Source organism: Paraburkholderia mimosarum LMG 23256 = NBRC 106338 (assembly GCF_000739815.1).
GTDB lineage: Bacteria > Pseudomonadota > Gammaproteobacteria > Burkholderiales > Burkholderiaceae > Paraburkholderia > Paraburkholderia mimosarum.
In genome coordinates, this window is record NZ_BBJJ01000013.1 from 1 (window position 1) to 17,319 (window position 17,319).

Below are 17,319 nucleotides of genomic sequence, written 5' to 3' on the forward strand. Positions count from 1 at the left end.
CCCCAATACCCTGTCTTTGATTCCCGGCTAACGGACTCACGGTTTCCGACACGGGGTCGCAATCCTGCCGCCTCCCTGGCTTGTAAGACTTGCTTGCAAGCCTTACTCGCTTCTCCCAAGCAATCGTGCAGGGATCGCTATTGAGTCGAGAGCACGGCTCAGGCCGCCCCGCAATGAGCGCATATGACCTGCACGCAGTAGGGGATTGCACGATCACCGCTCCGGATATCGTGCCGCCGGGAGTAGACTCGTCGCTGCATGCTGGGTGATGAGGTCCCGTGCAATCGGGCTCATTTTGGTCTCCGTCGCGGTTTGCTCAGGTCAGAGCTACTTAATGGCATCCTGCAAATGTTGCACATGGGCTGGCTCGACGCATGCTGTGCATTCCGGCCCACCTGGCTGAGCCTCGCTTATCGGGCGCAGTTGCTGTACCTGATCCGAAGCGGGAAACGAATGCAAGGTGCAGCGTGCGCGAGGCAACAGCAGCTACGCGGCATGAGTCCGCTTCCCGGAGTATTACCGCCATTCGAGGTACGGACCGACCCACGCCGATCCGCCGGACGCAGCGCGAATACAAGGCGGTACAGTTCAGCGCGAAGTTAAGGGAAAACGCGGAATGTGCACCGTGAAGGTCGTGCCCCTTTTTGAGGACTCGACCTCGACAGCGAGCGCCCACCACAGTGCAGGGCTTGACGAATCGCGCCGGTTTACTGGGGGTTAATGTGGATCTCCGTCGACTCCATCTCGCCCCAGCCGTACTCCCGACGCAGCGCCAGTACGCGTTCAACGAGGGGGGCGGGCGAGCGTGTGGGGCTGTGATGCGGACGACGCGAGCGGTCGGCCAGAACCGCCGAGCCTTCGTCGCGGTGGCACTCCAGCCACTTGTAGCCGGTCTGGCGGCTGATGTTGAAGCGTCGGCACAACTCACTGAACGGCAGGCTCTGCGCGGCCGCCAGGCTGACGAATTCCTGTCTGAGGCTCATGGTGTCTTTTACGTTCCAGGGCATGGATGGATTCGGGCGTTGGGATGCCCAAAAGTGTCAACCATGTCCCCGTACACCTGTCAGCCATGTCCCCGGTCTGTACACCGCGGCAAAGAAAGTAGGTGCCGCCCCGCACAGGGGCAACGCTAATAAACCGCCGCGAAAACAAGGAAAGGCCAAAACGGCAAACCAAAACCCAAACCATCAATGCAGCGAAGCGCGAACACCACCGCTATCAATTTCCGCACCAACCAGCGGACGTTCACTAAGCAGCAGCGCATCGAGATCCACCAACTGCGAAGCCTCTTGCCCGCTACGCTGCTCGCGAAACATAACAGGCGGCACGCCAAACTGCTTGCGAAATTCGCGTCCAAGATGGGACGCATCCGAAAACCCGCAGCTAGACGCGATGTCCGCCACGGTGCGGTCCGAGCTCGTGAGGAGCCACGCAGCAGTGCGCAGGCGCAGCACATTCGCGAACGCGCGCGGGCTCTTGCCCGTTTCCGCCTTGAAGAGCCGTTCGAGCTGACGCGGCGAAAGATTCAACTTGTCGGCCAGCTCTTCGAGCGGCACGTTGCGGCCCACCTGTTGCTCCATCAGCAGAACGGCGCGCTTGACCTTCGGGTGCGTGGCGGGTTCGAGTCCGGGCGGGTGGGGCTGAGGCGCATTGCCCTTCTGCATTTCGCCCACCAGCAAGATTCGCAGCGCTTTCTGCACGGTCGCATGCTCGAAGTGGCGCAGCAAAATGGCAGCGGCGACGTCGATCGACGCGCGGCCGCCCGAACAGGTAATGCGGCGCCGGTCGATCGCGAACAGGCGGTCGGCGACGATGGCGTCGGCATTGACGTTGGGGAAGCGCTCGATGAAGTCCCAGTAGTGGAACCAGCTGACGCAAATGCGATGTCCGTCGAGCACACCGGCGCGCATGAGCGCGAACACGCCCGTGCAGATGCCGACGACCGTCGTGCTGCCGCTGGCCGCGCGGCGGATGTGCTGCAGCGTGGCTTCGCTTGCCTGGGGGCCGGAGTGCAGCAGCCCGCCGACCACCACGAGATAGTCGACCGGCTCCGCATCGGCGAACGTCTCCCAAGGCGAGACCTGGATGCCGCAACTCGCACGGACCGGCGCGAGCGTCTCGCCGATCACGCACCACGAACAGCGCACCGGCTTGCTGTAGTCGCCATCGTCGGCGGACAGCCGCAGCATGTCGACGAATCCGGAGAACGCGGTCAGCGTGAAGTTCGGCAACAACACGATGCCAAAGCGAATGCGCCCCTTCGCGGAGGCGTCGATGGGGGCGGCGATAGGCAGTGTGTCGGACATGGAAGCACCGGAAGACAGCGAACGAGGTTACAGCCAAGCTTCGCCGGTATGGCCCCCTGGCGCTTGCGGTTTTCCGCCATCGACCATCGCAAAAGCGAAATCGGCGCCCGGTGGGCCGCATGGCGCTACGGTTCCGCCGCGCTGACGCATTCGTTCTAGCAACACCGACTATGCATTTGGTCAACTGGCTGCTTGAGCCGCATGCGTCAGTGGGACATTCGTTCCACGCCGATTCCATCCACGAGGCCTCGTTTCATGCCGCGCGCCAAAACCGTCGAACTCAACCAACGCGCCTGTCACGGCGATGCCGCCGCCGCGCTCGCGCTGCTGGAGCAGAGCATGGCGCGCGGGCACGGGCGCATCGGCCTGCTTCGCTATCTGCAGGCCCGCTGCGTGGGCGCCGCGCTCGCGCGGCAGCATCACGACTACGCGCGCCAGGTGGCCGGCAACATGAGCGACGACGCACTCGCGGCGCTAGCGGCGCAGGCGCAGCGCCGTCACGGCGCCGCGGCGGCCCGCAACGGGCCGCGCGGTCCGTCACAGCACGACGGTGCGCCCGTCGTTGATGAAGACCCGCCGCTCGAGAAACGCCTTGACGGCGCGCGCGAGCGTCACGCATTCGACGTCGCGCCCGACGGCCAGTAGGCGCTCAGGGTCGAATGTATGATCGACCCGCTGCACTTCCTGCTCGATGATCGGCCCTTCGTCGAGATCGTCGGTGACGAAATGCGCGGTCGCGCCAATCAGCTTCACCCCGCGCACGTGCGCCTGGTGATAAGGGCGTGCGCCCTTGAAACCGGGCAGGAAGGAATGGTGGATGTTGATCGCGCGCCCGGCCAGCCGCTGGCTCGTCTCATCGGAGAGTATCTGCATGTAGCGCGCGAGTATCAGCAGCTCCGAACCGGTCGAGGCAAACAGGTCGAGAATGGCGTCCTCCTGTTGACGCCGCGTTTCCGGCGTGACGGGAAGATAGTGGAACGGCAGGTCGTGCTGCCGCGCGAGCGGCTCGAAATCGCGGTGATTCGAGGCAATGCCCGCAATGTCCATTTGCAGCTCGCCCATGCGCCAGCGAAACAGCAGGTCGGCAAGGCAGTGCTCGAGCTTCGAGACCATGATGAGCACTTTGGGGCGCACGCGCAGGTCGTGAATCGCCCACGTCATGTCGTGCCGGCTCGCGACGGACGCGAACTCGTCCCTCAGCCCCGCCAGGTCGAAGCGCTCGGCCGCGCCCGGCTGCAAGACCTCGTGAAAGACACAGCGCAGAAAGAAGCGCGTGCTGATGTCGTCGTCGAAAACCGTCAGCTCGTCGATATAGCCGCGATGAGCGTCGAGAAAGCTTGCGACCGCGGCGACCTGGCCGGCGGCGCTGGGGCATGCGAGCGTGAGCACATAGCGGTGCTGCGGTTCTGCGGTGGACATGCGGTTCTCCTCGTGTCGTGATGCGCCAGGTGCAACGCGTCATGCGCGGTGCGAGCCAGGCGCTGGCGTGATGGCGAAAGTAAGCCATCAATCGGCACGCGGCACATAGAATCCACACGCTGTATCGCGAGTACGAAACCGCCAACATGGACGTAGGCGCCGAACGCATTGCGCCGCACTGGCTTGCGATTCATTCGCGAGGGCGACGCGAGGTCCCCCTGAACGCTAGCGCGCGAGCGCCCACATCAGCGAAACGGAGAACGCCGCCACGACCACCGAAGCGCAGCGCTGGAACAGCGCGGGACGAACGAACGGCAGGCGCCCGCTGCGAGGCGCCGCGCCAATGGCGATCCAGGCTAGGCCGATCGGTATCAGCAGGCACGTGAAGATCGCCATGGCTTCGAGCCACGCTGCGAAACGCGCAAAGGCCGCAGGCGGAAAGATCGAGCCCGCGAACAAAATGGCCTTGGGGTTGAGCACCGTCGCGCTGAACAGCGTGCGCGCGGTGACGACGCTCGCCGCCGAGGTCTCGATCGAGTTCGCCGTGAGCCACAGGCGGATGGCGAGCCACGCAAGATAGAGGCTGCTGGCAAGGCGCAGGATCTTCGGCAGCCAGCTCAGGGACTGCGAGGCGTGCGCGAAGCAAATGCCCCAGAGGGAAATCGACACCAGATAGCCGGCCAGCTCGGCGCCGGTGAGATGCACGGAGCGTCGAAGTCCCTGCCTCAGCCCGGCGGCGGCGAGCAGGGTGTTGGTGGGCCCCGGCATGAGCAGCACGATCGCGCAGCCCGAAACCATCAGCGCGGCGGTGGAAAGGGAAAGCATGAAATGACGACCGGAAGAATGCTGCCTCGGATTATCGGAAATTCGAGCCGGGGCGCGATTAGGGCCAATGGCGGAGCGCTCCAGCGGGGTGCGCATATTTTACGGCGTAGTCGGGTGCGCGCCTGATTTGAGTTTGCCAAAGCGGCGATCCCACGAATTGGCGACACCGATCGCCTAAAGCCAGCCCCGTAATGCGCCATGCATTAAGAGCACCTGATTTTTGTGTGTGTATTGATGTGTAACAAGATGCTTCAAATTAATTCAGGAACCACCCTACAGAATTCGCGTTTCGCGCCGTTAAAGTACGCACGAGAACTCCGCCCTGGAAATTGACGGGCCGAGGAAGAATAAACAAACGCCGTTCGGGGTCGCTAGCCCGCACGCTGCGGTCGCTGACACCGTCATCCCGTTATGCCCGATTTGTCGTGGACCTTGCCCGTGGCGCGCTGGTCCTTCTGGTCTCCCACTTCGGAAAGTCCGCCTGAGGTTACGTTCGTCGATCCCATGATGCGGCGCCGTCTGAGTGCGCTTTCGCGGATGGCGCTCAAAGTGGCGGGCGACTGTGTCGACGCGCAGGCGAAAACGCGTGTTGTCTTCGCTTCGCGGCACGGCGAACTGCGCCGCACGACGGACATTCTGGGCGACATCGAGGCAAACAAGCCCGTCTCGCCGAATGCGTTCAGCCTCTCGGTGCTCAACGCGATGACGGGGCTTTTCGGGATCGTGCGCGGGGACCGCTCGCCCGCGACGGCCATTTCGGCCGGTGCGCAAACGCTGGGCTATGCGCTGCTCGAAGCCCATGCGCAGCACGCGGACGAGCCCGCGAGCCCGGTGCTGGTCGTCTATGCCGACGAGCCCGCCGACGCGCGTTACGGCCCGATCGAACAGGAGGTTCAGCACGGCGCGTTCGCATTGCTCGTTGATGCGGGCGAGGCGCACCAGGGCCAGCTCGCGTGCTCCGTCACGCAGTTCCCGCAGGGCGCGAGCGCGCAGGGGCGCAGGTTCGGCACGCAGAGCGAAGCGCTGCATCACTGCTTGAGCGGAGGCGAAAGCGCCGCGTGGGAAGGCAGTGGCGCCACCTGGCAATGGAGCTGGCATGTCGGCGCGGCTTGACTACGGCTGGCGGCTTTTCGCCACTGGCATGAGCTTCGTCGTGTTCGGCTGTTGCGGTCTGCTGTTCTCGCTGATCGTCTTTCCGCTCGCCGTGCTGTGGCCGCATCGCGCTTCGCGGCAGCGCGCAGTCACCACCATCATTCACTGGTTCTTCCGCGCGCTACTGGCGGCATTGGAGCGCGCCGGCGTCATGGAACTGGAAGTGGCGGGTGCGCACGCGCTGCGCTCGGGTGCACCCGCCATCGTCGTCGCGAACCATCCCACTTACCTCGACGTGGTGGCGCTGCTCGCGCTCACGCCATCGGCCTGTTGCGTCGTCAAGAACGCCCACTGGAGCAATCCGTGCTTCTGGGGCATCGTGCGGGCCGCCAGGTACGTGAGCAATGCCGATCCCGTTGGCTTCGTCGAGGACTGCGTGCGCCAGCTCGCGAGCGGCTACAGCATGATCATCTTTCCCGAAGGCTCGCGCAGCCCGGCGCCGAACCGGCTTCACGCGTTCTCGCGCGGCTTCGCGCATACGGCGCTGGAAGCGGGCGTGCCGATCCGTCCCGTGCTCATCCACTGCGATCCGCCGGCCTTCACGAAGCAGATGCGCTGGTACCACGTGCCGGAGCGGCCGTTTCGCATGACCGTGAACGTGCTCGCGCCCATCGGCGTCGATCCGCTCGCGCCGCGCGACATGCCTTCCGCGCTCGCCGCACGCAACGTCACGCGCGCTGTCGAGGCGCAAATCACCCAGTACCTGTTTGACTATGGATACTTTAAAACTGGAAATTAAGCGGCTCCTGATCGAGGCGCTCGATCTCGAGCATCTCACGCCCGCCGATATCGACGACGACGCGCCGCTGTTCGACACCGACGGCGTGGGACTCGATTCGATCGACGCGCTGGAGATCGGCATCGTGCTGCGCCAGCGCTATCAACTGACCATCAATGCCGACGACGAAAACGTGCGCGGCTACTTCCGGTCGATCAACACGCTCGCGGCGCTCGTCGCGGGCCACGCAAACGAAAACGAGGCACTGGAAGCCACTGCAGGGAAGGGGGATTGAATCATGAACGAAGCTGAAATTCTCGACCGTATCCGCGAGATCTTTCACGAGAACTTCGATATCGATCCGGCGCGCGTCACGCCGGAGGCGCACCTGTTCGAGGAACTGGATCTGGACAGCATCGATGCGGTCGATCTGGCCATCAAGCTCCAGGAAATGACGGGCCGGCGCATCAAGCCCGAAGAGTTCAAGCAGGTGCGCACGGTGGGCGACGTGATCGCCGCGGTCGAGTCGCTGCTCGTGACTCAGGCTTGAGGCCGTTCGTGACGGTTCTTCGCGGGCACGGCTCGGCCGAGGCTACCGCGGCAGGCGAAAGCAACGTGGCGGGCGGCCAGGCACGCAGCAAGTGGAGGTTGCTCGCCAGTCTCGCCTACCCGGTCGTGATCCTCTGCGCGTGGCGCTGGGATTCGCCGCGCTTCGTCGGCTTGCTGCTGCTCACGCTGCTCTGGATGCAGCGCGTGGCCGGCAAGGGCGCGCTCGCCGCAACGCTGCGCAAGCTCACGCCGGTGGACTGGGCCGTGGCGGTCATGCTCAACGTCGCCTCGGTGGCGATCGTCCTCACCAATAGCGAACGGCTCATGCGCCTGTATCCTTCGCTCGTCAACCTCGGGCTGCTTTTCGCCTTCGGCGCGACCCTCATGAAGGGGCCGTCGATGGTCGAGAAGTTCGCTCGCCTGACCTATGCCGATCCGCCCGCGCATATCGTGCGCTATACGCGCCGCGTCACCGAGCTCTGGTGTGGGTTTTTCGCGGTGAACGGCGCGTTTTCCGTCTGGACCGCGCTTTGCTGGACGCCCGGCGCCTGGTCGCTCTACAACGGCGCGATCGCATACGGGATCATCGGCGTGCTGCTCGCCAGCGAGTTCGCGTGGCGCAAATGGATCATGCTGCCGCGTGCAGCGCGAGGGGAGGCGGCGTGATCGCGTTGCACGAACTTCTCATGGCGACATGCCGTGAGCCGCGTAGCGTGGTTTGCGTCGATGGCGCGAATGTGACGGATTTCGCTACGTTCCGTGCGCATGCGCTGGGCATTGCGGCGCGCATGCGCACGCAGCCGGACGTGCGCTTCGTGCTATGGAGCGACGATCCGTATCTATTCGCCTGCGCTTTATTCGGACTCCTTGCGGCAGGCAAGGAACCCGTGATTCCAGCGAACGCGGCGCCGGGCTATCTCGCCGAACTGAGCGACGCGTACGACGCAGTGCTCGACGAAAACGAGCTTGCCGCGTGGTGTGCCGATACGGCTGCGGTTCACCCCGACAAACCCGCCATGGCGATCGACGCGAACGCTCCGCTCACGCTCTTCACCTCGGGCAGCAGCGGCACGCCGAAGGCCGTTCACAAGACGCTCGCGCAATTCGACGCCGAAGTGCAAACGCTCGAAGCCGCGTGGGGCGCATTGCTGGCCGATGCCGCCGTGCTCGCGAGCGTTCCGCACCACCATATCTATGGTTTGCTGTTTCGCGTGTTCTGGCCGCTGGCCGCGGGGCGGCCGTTCGATCGCGCGACGTGCGCCGATCCGGCGCAACTGCAGGCGCGCATTGCCTCGTGTTCTGCGCGGCGTGGTGGGACCGTCGTCGTCTCGACGCCCGCGCAACTCTCGCGCTGGCCCGATCTGCCTCGCTTCGCGACGCTCCTTCCACAACCGCTCGCGTTCTTCTCGTCGGGCGGCCCGCTGTCGCTCGATACCGCGCAGCGCTATGCGGCCCAGTTCGGCGCCGCACCGCTGGAGATCTACGGCAGCACGGAGACGGGCGGCATCGCCTGGCGCAGGCAAGACGAAACGCAAGCATGGACGCCCATGCCGGGCCTCGCCGTGCGCGCGGGCGCAGGCCAGCAGGGCGGCGCGCTGGAAGTGCGCTCGCCGCATCTCGGTCACGACGACTGGCATCGCACCGATGACAAGGCCGCGTTCGACGAACACGGCCGCTTCGTGCTGCAAGGGCGTCTCGACCGCGTGGTCAAGCTCGACGGCAAGCGCGTCTCGCTCAGCGAGATCGAAAGCAAACTGCTGCTGCATCCCGGCGTTGTAGAAGCGAGGACCGTGCTGCTCGCAGGGGGCTCTCGCCAGCGCATTGGTGCGCTCGTTGCGCTCACCGCAGAGGGCCGCGAAGCACTGCGCCGCGATGGCCGCGTTCTGCTGCTGAAAGCGTTGCGCCGCCACCTCGCCGCCTGGTTCGATACAGTCGTGCTGCCTCGTCACTGGCGCATCCACCGCGCGCTGCCGGTCGACGCGCGCGGCAAGGTTCAGGCGCAAGCGGTCGCCCGCGCGTTTGCCGCGCGCGAAGAAGGGTTCGAACTGCTCGCGGAGTGGGACGAGGCCGAAGGGCGCGTGTTCGAGTTGCGCGTGCCGCACACGCTCGTTCATTTCGCAGGCCACTTTCCTGGCTTGCCGATTTTGCCCGGCGTCGTGCAGGTGGACTGGGCGATCCGCCTTGCGCATGAATGGGTGCCGGGCGCGCGCACGCTCGCCTCGGTCGAGCAGCTGAAGTTCACGGCGCCGGTGCCGCCAGGCGCGCTGCTCAGGCTCACGCTTGCGCACGATGCCGCGCGCCGGCGCGTGTCGTTCGTCTGGCGTGCTGGCGGGCGCGATTGCGCGTCCGGTGTCATCGGGTACAGGGAGCCCGCATGACCTTCGCGGCCTGCATCGTCATTCCGATCTACAACCACAAGGACGCGATCGGCGGCACCGTGGCGAACCTGATCGTCCACGGGCTGCCGCTCATCGTCGTTGACGACGGCAGCGACGAAGCCACCCAGCAGGTGCTGGCGGATCTCGCGCGCCGCTACGCCGGCAAGCTCACGCTGCGGCGCCTGCCCGTAAACGGCGGCAAGGGCGCGGCGGTGATGGCCGGGCTGCGCGCCGCACGCGATGCGGGCTTTACGCACGCGCTGCAGATCGACGCCGACGGCCAGCACGACGCCGCAGACGTTCCTCGCTTTCTCGCCGCCGCGCAGGCGAATCCGCGCGCGGTCGTGATCGGCCAGCCCGTGTATGACGAGAGCGTGCCCAAAGCGCGGCTCTACGGTCGCTACCTGACGCACGTGTGGGTCTGGATCGAGACGCTCTCGTTCACGATTCGCGATTCGATGTGCGGATTCCGCCTGTATCCGCTCGACCTCGCGTGCGCGCTGATCGACAGCGTGAAGCTGCCCGGGCGCATGGATTTCGACATCGAAATTCTCGTGCGCCTGCACTGGCGGCGCGTGGCGTTCGTCTCCATTCCGACCGCCGTCACCTATGCGGCCGATGGCGTCTCGCACTTCGACGTGCTGTGGGACAACGTGCGTATCAGCCGCAGCCATACGCGGCTCGTCGCCGGCATGCTCGCGCGTTTGCCGCTGCTGCTCGCGCACAGGGTTCTGCCGAGGCGCACGGATGCGATCGACGGCGGCGCCCCCTGGTGGCGCACGGACGAGCGCGGCAGCCGCCTTGGCATGGCGCTGCTTGCCTTGAGCTGCCGCGTATTCGGGCGGCGCTTCACGACGCTCTGGCTGCACCCGATCGTCGCTTACTTCCTGGTCACCGGCCGACCCGCGCGCGACGCCTCGCGCCGCTACTTCGACCGGCTGCGGCAATGCTCGCCGGAAGGTGGGACGCCGCGCGCCGGCTGGCTCACGGCCTACCGCCACATGCTCGCGTTCGCGCAATCGGGCTTCGACAAGCTCGCCGCCTGGACGGGCCGCGTCGATGAGACCGATGTGGAGATCGACGACCCGCGCGCGCTCGACGCGCTGATCGCGAGCGGGCGCGGCGCGCTCGTGATCGGTTCACACCACGGCAATCTCGAGATGGCGCGGGCGCTCGCGGTGCGCGGCGCGCAAACGAAGGTGACGGCCATCGTCTACACGGAGCACGCGAAGCGCTTCAACAGCGTGCTGGCGCGCGCGCATCACGATTTCGCACAGCATCTCGTGCCGGTGAGCGACTTCGGGCCGCAAACGGCGCTCATGATGCAGGCGCGCATCGAGCGTGGCGAGCTGCTCGTGATCGTCGGCGACCGCACGCCGGCGCATGAATCCGGGCGCACGACCGAGGCCCTGTTTCTCGGCGAGACGGCTCCATTTGCTCAGGGCCCCTATGTATTGGCGCATGCGCTCGCGTGTCCCGTTTATCTGTTGTTCTGCCTGAAAGAGCGCACGGGCTACCGGCTCTATTTCGAGCCGTTCGCCGAGCGCATCGATCTGCCGCGGCGCGGCCGCGCCGAGCATATCGCGGCATGGGCGCAGCGCTTTGCCTCGCGCCTCGAACACTATTGCCGCAAGGCGCCTTACCAATGGTTCAACTTCTACGATTTCTGGGCGCGCCCCAGTGGGGGAGCGAATGGCCGAACATGACCTGATCGACGCCGGGGTCGGCACCGCTCCCGTGGTGATCGGCGGCCGCCGCTTGACGATCGAGGACGTCGTGGCGGTCGCGCGCGCAGGCGCTGCCGTGCGGCTCAGCGACGACCCGGCCTGGCGCGCGCGCATCGCGCGCGGCGCGGAGTTTCTTCGCCGTCATCTGGCGGCGGGCGCGACCGTGTACGGCGTCAATACGGGCTACGGCGACGCCTGTGTCGTCGATGTGCCGATGGCGCTCGTCGAGGCCCTGCCGCTGCAACTCACGCGCTATCACGGCTGCGGGATGGGCGAGCATCTCGATGAAGCGTCCACGCTCGCCGTGATCGCCGCACGCCTGAACTCGCTGGCTCATGGTCTTTCGGGCGTGCGGCCGGTGCTGCTCGAACGTCTCGCCGACCTCATCAATCATCGCGTGCTGCCGCGTATTCCCGCCGAAGGCTCGGTGGGCGCGAGCGGCGACCTCACGCCGCTTTCGTACGTCGCGGCGGCGCTGGTCGGCGAGCGCGCCGTGCAGTTTCGCGGCGCGCCGTGCGAGGCACGCGATGCGTGGAGCGCGCTCGGCCGCGAGCCGATCGTGCTCGCGCCCAAGGAAGGGCTCGCGCTGATGAACGGCACGGCGGTGATGACCGGCCTCGCCTGCCTCGCGTTCACGCGCGCGGCGCAGCTCGCGCGCCTGGCCGCACGACTCACCGCGCTCGCCACGGTGGCGCTCGACGGGCGCGCCGCGCACTTCGACGCGTTCATCTTCGAAGCCAAGCCGCACGCGGGGCAGGGCGAGGCGGCGGCCTGGATCCGCGCGGATCTCGCCGGTCGCCCGGACACGCCGGGTCACCGGCTGCAGGACCGCTATTCGATCCGCTGCGCGCCGCACGTGATCGGCGTGGCGAACGACGCACTCGTGTGGATGCGTCGCGACATCGAGAACGAACTGAACAGCGCGAACGACAATCCGCTGATCGATCCCGACGGCGAGCGCGTGCTGCACGGCGGCAACTTCTACGGTGGCCATATCGCGTTCGCCATGGACGGCCTCAAGGCGGCCGTGGCGAATCTTGCCGATCTGATGGACCGGCAACTCGCGTTGCTCGTCGACGACAAGTTCAACAACGGTCTGCCGCGCAACCTCACGGGCGCGACGAGTGCGCGCGCGCCGATCAATCACGGCTTCAAGGCCATGCAGATATCGTCGTCGGCATGGACGGCGGAGGCGCTCAAGCACACGATGCCCGCGAGCGTGTTTTCCCGCTCCACCGAAGCGCACAACCAGGACAAGGTGAGCATGGGGACGATCGCGGCGCGCGACTGTTTGCGCGTGCTGCAACTGACCGAGCAGGTCGCGGCCGCCCATGCGCTCGCCACCGTGCAGGCGGCGCGCCTGCGGCTGCGCGGCAATGTAGAGACCGTGATTCCCGAGCCGCTTGCCGCGTTCATGGAAGACGTGGCCGTGACGTCGCCATTCGTCGACGAGGACCGCGCGCTCGAGCCCGAACTGCGCGCCATGACGGAGCGAATCGCGGCAGGCCATTTCCTCGGACGGAACGCGGGGGGCAGGCCATGAGCGAATCACGCAAGGTTGCGCCGGTATTGAGCGCGAGCGCGAACGTGGAAGTGCCGTTCCACGACGTGGACGCGATGAACGTCTGCTGGCACGGCCATTATCTGAAGTACTTCGAATTTGGCCGCGCGGCGTTGCTGCGCAAGTTCGACTACGACTATCGCGAGATGCAGGTGTCGGGCTACGTGTGGCCCGTGGTCGAAGCGCATTTGAAGTACGTGCGGCCCGCCGTTTACGGGCAGCAGCTCGAGGTGTGCGCGCACCTGATCGAGTATGAAAATCGTCTGAAAATCGGCTACGAAATCTACGATCGCGATTCGCGTACGCGGCTCACCAAGGGCTATACGATCCAGGTCGCCGTGAACGCCGCCACGCAGGTACTGCAGTTCGTCTCGCCGCCTGTCGTGCTCGAAAAGCTGGAGCGCGCATGGGCGCGTTGAAACGATGCGCGACTGTCGCCGCACTGATTGCGCTTCAGTCCATGTGGCTGCCGGCGCGGGCCGCGACGGCGCCCGCAAACCTGAGCACGAGCGCGAATGTCAGCGATGCTGCACTCGTCTCGCAGATCGCCTCGCGTCCCGCAGCCAATGGCGTGCGTGCGCATTTCACGCAAACGCAGACGCTCGCCGCGATGAAAGCCCCGCTCGTCAGCACGGGCTCGCTGCTGTTCTTTCGCGAGCGCGGCGTGATCTGGCAGATCGAGACGCCATACAAGAAGACGTGGATCATGCGCGACAGCGGCGTCACCGTGATCGATGCGGCCGGTCAGCGCATCCAGAACGGCAGTGCGCAAGGCGCGCGCGGTGCGGCCGAGATCGCGAAGATGATGCGGGCGATGCTAGCCGGCGACCTGAGCGCGCTGTACACGCAGTTCGACGTAACGGCGCGTGGCACAGCTTCGCAATGGCAGATGCGCCTCGTGCCGCGCCAGCCGCAAATCGCGCAGGCGCTGCGCGGCATCGAGATGGAAGGCGGCGACTTCCTGCACGGCTTGCGCATCACCTTCGCCAACGGCGACGTCACGCAGTACGACTTTAGCGGCAGCGCGCAGGTCTCCGAACTGACGCCCGCCGACCAGAAGCTTTTCGGAACGCCATAGTGGATTCTCTCGAGCTTCGCACCGCAACGCCGTCATGGCGGCAATGGATGCTGCGCGCAGCGTGGCTGCTGCTTGCCATGAGCGCGGCGCTGTATTGTGCCTGGCGCTTCGCGGGCCCCACGCCCTTGCAGACGAACCTGCTCGCGCTCTTGCCGGCGACCGAGGCCGACCCCGTGGCGGAGGAGGCCGTGGACCAGCTCGCGGGCGCGCTGGGCAACCGCGCCGTGCTGCTCGTCACGAGCAACGATGCGGCACGCGCAAAAGCGGCGGCCACGCAACTGGGCGCGACGTTGAGCGCGAGCCATGCGTTTGCCTCGGTGACGGCGCAAGTCCCGCCGTTCGACCCGGGCCGTATCACGCGCTTCTACTTGCCGTACCGCTTCGGTATGCTAACAAACAATGACCGCACGATCGCTGCCGGGAGCACCGAAACGCTGCGCGGCGCGCTCGCCGAACGCCTTTACGGATTGCCGGACGCGGGCCTCGCGACCTCGCTCGCCGACGATCCCTTCGGCTGGCTTCAGCATTGGCTCGCCGGCTTGCCGCTGGCGGCATCGAATTTGACCGTCGAGGACGGTTTCCTCGTTTCGCACCGTGCTAATACCACGAGTGTGCTCGTGATCGGCACGCTGCCCGGATCGGCTTACGAGTCCAACATTCAGCGCCGCGTGCTGCAAGCGGTCGCAAGCGCAGAGTCGGCGCTGAAGGCGGCGTGGCCCGACGCCACCATCGCGCGCGCAGGCGCCGTGTTCCATGCCGAAGCCGCGCGCCGCGCTTCAGAGCGCGACGTCCATGTGATCGGCATCGTTTCGGCGGTGGGCGTCGCGCTGCTCATGCTGTGGATCTTCCGCTCGCCGAGGCTGATCCTGCTGGGTTTCGTTTCGACCGCACTCGGCATCGTGTGTGCGCTCGCGGCGACGATGCTCGTCTTCGGCAAGCTGCATCTGCTCACGCTCGTGTTCGGCGCCAGCCTGATCGGAGAGGCGGTCGACTATTCGATTCAGTACTTCGTCGTCTACCTGGGCACGCGGCGCGGCTGGGATTCGCGGCGCGGCGCGCGCGAAGTGCTGCCCGCGCTGACAGTCGCGCTCAGCACGAGTCTGCTCGGCTACGCGATTCTGGCGTTCGCACCATTCCCGGCGTTGCGGCAGATCGCCTGCTTTTCCATTGTCGGTATCTTCGTTGCGTTCGCATCGGTCATCGGCTTGCTGCCGAGCCTCCTGACGCGGCCCGCGCGGCGCAGTCCCCGCACGCTCTTCGCAGTGGCCGCGGCCTCGCTCGCGACATGGCAGTCGCTGATCGGCGGCCGTCGCGCATGGGGCGTCGCGCTGGCGCTCGTGGTCGCCGCCGTGCCGGGCTGGCTGCAACTGCGCAGCGACGACGACATTCATATGCTGATCCAGCGGGAACCGGCGCTGGTCGCGCAGGAGCGCATGGTGTCGAGCGCGGTGGGGGCCGACAACAGCGCGCAGTTCTTCGTCGTGCGCGGCGCGTCGCCCGAGGCCGTGCTCGAGCGCACCGAGGCGTTGTGCGTGCGACTCGCCACGCTCACGGGTGCATACGCGCTGAGCGGCTGGCAATCGGTGACGTCGTTCGTGCCGTCCGAAGCGCGGCAGCGCGCCGATCGCGCGTGGCTCGGCGCGCACGTGTTCGCCGATCCCGCCGCCTTGCACTCGCTGCTGGGCGCAGCGGGCTTTCGCGACGACGTGGCGCAAGCGTGGCTCGATGCCTGGGCGCGCTCGGGCGCTTCCGTGCTGCATGTGGACGACTGGCTTGCCGAGCCCTGGTCGCAGCCGTTTCGGCACCTGTGGCTCGGGCGCTCGGTGAGCACGCCCGGTGCCTTCGCGGCGATCGTAGTTCCGCAGGGCGTATCCGCTGCGAACGAGCCCGCGCTGCTCGACGTCGCGCACGCGTTGCCAGGCGTGAGCTTCGTTGACAAGGCCGCGAGCGTATCGCGGCTCTTCGGCGTGTATCGGCAGGACGGCGCGATCTGGCTCGCTGGCGCGCTCACGCTCGTGCTCGCGCTGCTGATGTTCCGCTACGGCTGGCGGGCGGGCATTACGGTCGCGCTGCCCGTATGGCTCGCGATCGGCGTGACGCTCGCCGCTTTCGGTTATGCGCACATGCGCATCAATCTCTTCAACATGCTGGCGCTGATGCTCGTGCTCGGCGTGGGCGCGAACTACGCCGTCTTTCTGCGCGAAGGCGCGATGCGCGCCGCCACCGATCGCGGCGCGGTATGGACCGGTGTCCTGCTTTCCGCCGCGACCACGTTGCTCTCGTTCGGCATGCTCGGCATGAGTTCGATGCCCGCGCTCAAGAGCTTTGGCGCCACACTGTCGCTCGGCATCATGGTGTCCGTCATGCTCGCGCCGATCGGAACAAGCGGCGTGCCCGCGAATCAACGGAGAAAGGCCTGATGGCGCTCCCTGTCTATCTTCACGCGCTCGGCATGGTCAACGCGCTCGGCGACGACGTGCCTGCTATCGTCGCAGCGCTCGCGCGCGGAGAGGCGCCCGGCATGGGGCCGATCGCAACGCGCACCGGTACGGCATTCGCTGGCAGTGTGAAGGCGCCGCTCGACATCGCGCCGCCCGCATCGCTCGCCTGCTACGACTGCCGCAACAACCGGCTTCTGCTCGCCGCGCTGGCGCAGATCCGCACCGCCATCGAAGCCGCGCGCGAACGCTTCGGCGCGGGCCGTATCGGCGTCGTGCTGGGTACGAGCACGTCGGGCATCCGCGCCGTGGAAGCGACGTTCACACAGCCGGTGCAGCAAGACGCCGCTTCGAGGTTCGATTACCGCCAGATGGAGATCGGCACGGCCGCGCCGTTCGCCGCCGCCGCGCTCGACTTGCTCGGTCCCGCGTACACGATTTCCACAGCCTGCACGTCGAGCGCCAAGGCCTTCGTCGCCGCGCGCCGACTGCTGCGCGCGAACCTGTGCGATGCCGTTGTCGTGGGCGGCGTCGATTCGCTATGCGAACTGACGCTGCAAGGCTTTGCCTCGCTGGAATCGACGAGCCCCGTGCGCACCAATCCGATGAGCGCGCAGCGGCGCGGCATCAACATCGGCGAGGGCGCTGCGGTCTTCCTGATGAGCCGCGAGGAAGGGCCGGTCGTGCTCGCGGGCGCGGGCGAATCGAGCGATGCCCACCATATTTCGGCCCCCGATCCCCAGGGCGTGGGCGGCGAACTCGCATTGCGCGGTGCGCTCGCCGACGCGGGCATTGGCGCTTCGGCGATCGGCTATGTCAACCTGCACGCCACCGCGACGATCAAGAACGATCTGATGGAAGCGCAACTCATGGCGCGTGTCTTTCCCGACGGCGTCGCCGCGAGCGGTACGAAGCCGCTCACGGGGCATACGCTCGGTGCGGCGGGTGCGAGCGAGCTGGGCCTGGCGTGGCTCACGCTCGCTCGTGACGACGTCGCGCTGCCGCGCCATCTGTGGGATGGAGAAGCCGACCCGGCGCTGCCCCCGCTCGACCTGGTCGAAGACGCGCGGTATTTGCCGCGCAACGGCGTGCGCCAATACGTGATGAGCAACTCATTCGCGTTCGGCGGCAGCAATGTTTCACTCATACTCGGACGATGATCGAGGCC

At 66.5% G+C, this 17,319-nt stretch carries 17 protein-coding genes; 13 read left to right on the forward strand and 4 right to left on the reverse strand.

Annotated features, from left to right (window positions below; all coding sequences use genetic code 11):
• Positions 1-707 precede the first annotated feature (707 nt).
• A complete protein-coding gene (locus tag BMI01S_RS12280; protein WP_042289344.1) occupies positions 708-1,007 on the reverse strand; it encodes a helix-turn-helix domain-containing protein in 300 nt (99 codons plus the stop codon).
• Between the two features lie 180 nt (positions 1,008-1,187).
• Positions 1,188-2,306, reverse strand: a complete 1,119-nt coding sequence (locus BMI01S_RS12285; RefSeq protein WP_042289348.1) for a GlxA family transcriptional regulator — start codon at positions 2,304-2,306, stop codon at positions 1,188-1,190.
• A 255-nt stretch (positions 2,307-2,561) separates the two neighbouring features.
• On the opposite strand from BMI01S_RS12285, the gene BMI01S_RS43840 reads away from it, so the two are divergent.
• Positions 2,562-2,951, forward strand: coding sequence for a hypothetical protein (locus BMI01S_RS43840; protein ID WP_028230784.1), 390 nt, complete (start codon positions 2,562-2,564; stop codon positions 2,949-2,951).
• On the opposite strand, the gene purU is transcribed toward BMI01S_RS43840, so the two are convergent.
• Positions 2,844-3,725, reverse strand: coding sequence for a formyltetrahydrofolate deformylase (gene purU / locus BMI01S_RS12295; protein ID WP_028212559.1), 882 nt, complete (start codon positions 3,723-3,725; stop codon positions 2,844-2,846). The two genes, BMI01S_RS43840 and purU, sit on opposite strands and share 108 nt — an antisense overlap.
• Before the next feature lie 225 nt (positions 3,726-3,950).
• Positions 3,951-4,550 (reverse strand): LysE family translocator, encoded by a 600-nt coding sequence (locus tag BMI01S_RS12300; RefSeq protein ID WP_028230785.1) that lies wholly within the window; start codon positions 4,548-4,550, stop codon positions 3,951-3,953.
• A 411-nt stretch (positions 4,551-4,961) separates the two neighbouring features.
• Here BMI01S_RS12300 and BMI01S_RS12305 point away from each other — a divergent pair, with 411 nt between their 5' ends.
• Genes BMI01S_RS12305 through BMI01S_RS12360 form a run of 12 tightly spaced genes read left to right on the forward strand, consistent with a single transcriptional unit; the run spans position 4,962 to position 17,311 of the window.
• A complete protein-coding gene (locus BMI01S_RS12305) occupies positions 4,962-5,663 on the forward strand; it encodes a beta-ketoacyl synthase chain length factor (protein WP_028230786.1) in 702 nt (233 codons plus the stop codon).
• Positions 5,647-6,441 (forward strand): lysophospholipid acyltransferase family protein, encoded by a 795-nt coding sequence (locus tag BMI01S_RS12310; RefSeq protein WP_028230787.1) that lies wholly within the window; start codon positions 5,647-5,649, stop codon positions 6,439-6,441. Before BMI01S_RS12305 ends, BMI01S_RS12310 begins: the two co-directional genes overlap by 17 nt.
• Positions 6,416-6,715 carry a phosphopantetheine-binding protein gene (locus BMI01S_RS12315; RefSeq protein WP_028212563.1) on the forward strand — a complete coding sequence of 100 codons (300 nt, stop codon included), beginning with the start codon at positions 6,416-6,418 and terminating at the stop codon, positions 6,713-6,715. Before BMI01S_RS12310 ends, BMI01S_RS12315 begins: the two co-directional genes overlap by 26 nt.
• A gap of 3 nt (positions 6,716-6,718) precedes the next feature.
• Positions 6,719-6,970, forward strand: coding sequence for an acyl carrier protein (locus BMI01S_RS12320; RefSeq protein ID WP_028208535.1), 252 nt, complete (start codon positions 6,719-6,721; stop codon positions 6,968-6,970).
• Positions 6,971-6,978: 8 nt separating this feature from the next.
• Positions 6,979-7,635 (forward strand): COG4648 family protein, encoded by a 657-nt coding sequence (locus BMI01S_RS12325; RefSeq protein WP_028230788.1) that lies wholly within the window; start codon positions 6,979-6,981, stop codon positions 7,633-7,635.
• Entirely contained in the window at positions 7,632-9,347 is a 1,716-nt protein-coding gene (locus tag BMI01S_RS12330; protein WP_028212565.1) for an AMP-binding protein, read from the forward strand. Before BMI01S_RS12325 ends, BMI01S_RS12330 begins: the two co-directional genes overlap by 4 nt.
• On the forward strand, positions 9,344-11,053 hold the full coding sequence (locus BMI01S_RS12335; RefSeq protein ID WP_028212566.1) for a glycosyltransferase family 2 protein: 1,710 nt from the start codon (positions 9,344-9,346) through the stop codon (positions 11,051-11,053). Before BMI01S_RS12330 ends, BMI01S_RS12335 begins: the two co-directional genes overlap by 4 nt.
• The gene (locus BMI01S_RS12340) at positions 11,040-12,617 is read left to right on the forward strand and encodes an HAL/PAL/TAL family ammonia-lyase (protein ID WP_028230789.1); all 1,578 of its coding nucleotides are present in this window, start codon (positions 11,040-11,042) and stop codon (positions 12,615-12,617) included. Before BMI01S_RS12335 ends, BMI01S_RS12340 begins: the two co-directional genes overlap by 14 nt.
• A complete protein-coding gene (locus tag BMI01S_RS12345) occupies positions 12,614-13,054 on the forward strand; it encodes an acyl-CoA thioesterase (RefSeq protein ID WP_028230790.1) in 441 nt (146 codons plus the stop codon). The genes BMI01S_RS12340 and BMI01S_RS12345 overlap by 4 nt, the downstream gene beginning before the upstream one ends.
• Complete coding sequence (locus BMI01S_RS12350) at positions 13,042-13,713, forward strand: outer membrane lipoprotein carrier protein LolA (protein WP_028230791.1); 672 nt, start codon at positions 13,042-13,044, stop codon at positions 13,711-13,713. Before BMI01S_RS12345 ends, BMI01S_RS12350 begins: the two co-directional genes overlap by 13 nt.
• On the forward strand, positions 13,713-16,133 hold the full coding sequence (locus BMI01S_RS12355) for an MMPL family transporter (RefSeq protein WP_028230792.1): 2,421 nt from the start codon (positions 13,713-13,715) through the stop codon (positions 16,131-16,133). Before BMI01S_RS12350 ends, BMI01S_RS12355 begins: the two co-directional genes overlap by 1 nt.
• Positions 16,130-17,311: a beta-ketoacyl-[acyl-carrier-protein] synthase family protein gene (locus BMI01S_RS12360; RefSeq protein ID WP_028212571.1), complete on the forward strand. Its 1,182-nt coding sequence runs from the start codon at positions 16,130-16,132 to the stop codon at positions 17,309-17,311. The genes BMI01S_RS12355 and BMI01S_RS12360 overlap by 4 nt, the downstream gene beginning before the upstream one ends.
• Positions 17,312-17,319: the final 8 nt, after the last annotated feature.

Excerpts from the sequence above, each read along its gene's own strand:
- BMI01S_RS12280 (WP_042289344.1), bottom strand. The coding sequence starts at position 1,007 with ATGCCCTGGAACGTAAAAGACACCATGAGCCTCAGACAGGAATTCGTC.
- BMI01S_RS12285 (WP_042289348.1), bottom strand. The coding sequence starts at position 2,306 with ATGTCCGACACACTGCCTATCGCCGCCCCCATCGACGCCTCCGCGAAG.
- BMI01S_RS43840 (WP_028230784.1), top strand. The coding sequence starts at position 2,562 with ATGCCGCGCGCCAAAACCGTCGAACTCAACCAACGCGCCTGTCACGGC.
- purU (WP_028212559.1), bottom strand. The coding sequence starts at position 3,725 with ATGTCCACCGCAGAACCGCAGCACCGCTATGTGCTCACGCTCGCATGC.
- BMI01S_RS12300 (WP_028230785.1), bottom strand. The coding sequence starts at position 4,550 with ATGCTTTCCCTTTCCACCGCCGCGCTGATGGTTTCGGGCTGCGCGATC.
- BMI01S_RS12305 (WP_028230786.1), top strand. The coding sequence starts at position 4,962 with ATGCCCGATTTGTCGTGGACCTTGCCCGTGGCGCGCTGGTCCTTCTGG.
- BMI01S_RS12310 (WP_028230787.1), top strand. The coding sequence starts at position 5,647 with ATGTCGGCGCGGCTTGACTACGGCTGGCGGCTTTTCGCCACTGGCATG.
- BMI01S_RS12315 (WP_028212563.1), top strand. The coding sequence starts at position 6,416 with ATGGATACTTTAAAACTGGAAATTAAGCGGCTCCTGATCGAGGCGCTC.
- BMI01S_RS12320 (WP_028208535.1), top strand. The coding sequence starts at position 6,719 with ATGAACGAAGCTGAAATTCTCGACCGTATCCGCGAGATCTTTCACGAG.
- BMI01S_RS12335 (WP_028212566.1), top strand. The coding sequence starts at position 9,344 with ATGACCTTCGCGGCCTGCATCGTCATTCCGATCTACAACCACAAGGAC.
- BMI01S_RS12340 (WP_028230789.1), top strand. The coding sequence starts at position 11,040 with ATGGCCGAACATGACCTGATCGACGCCGGGGTCGGCACCGCTCCCGTG.
- BMI01S_RS12345 (WP_028230790.1), top strand. The coding sequence starts at position 12,614 with ATGAGCGAATCACGCAAGGTTGCGCCGGTATTGAGCGCGAGCGCGAAC.
- BMI01S_RS12350 (WP_028230791.1), top strand. The coding sequence starts at position 13,042 with ATGGGCGCGTTGAAACGATGCGCGACTGTCGCCGCACTGATTGCGCTT.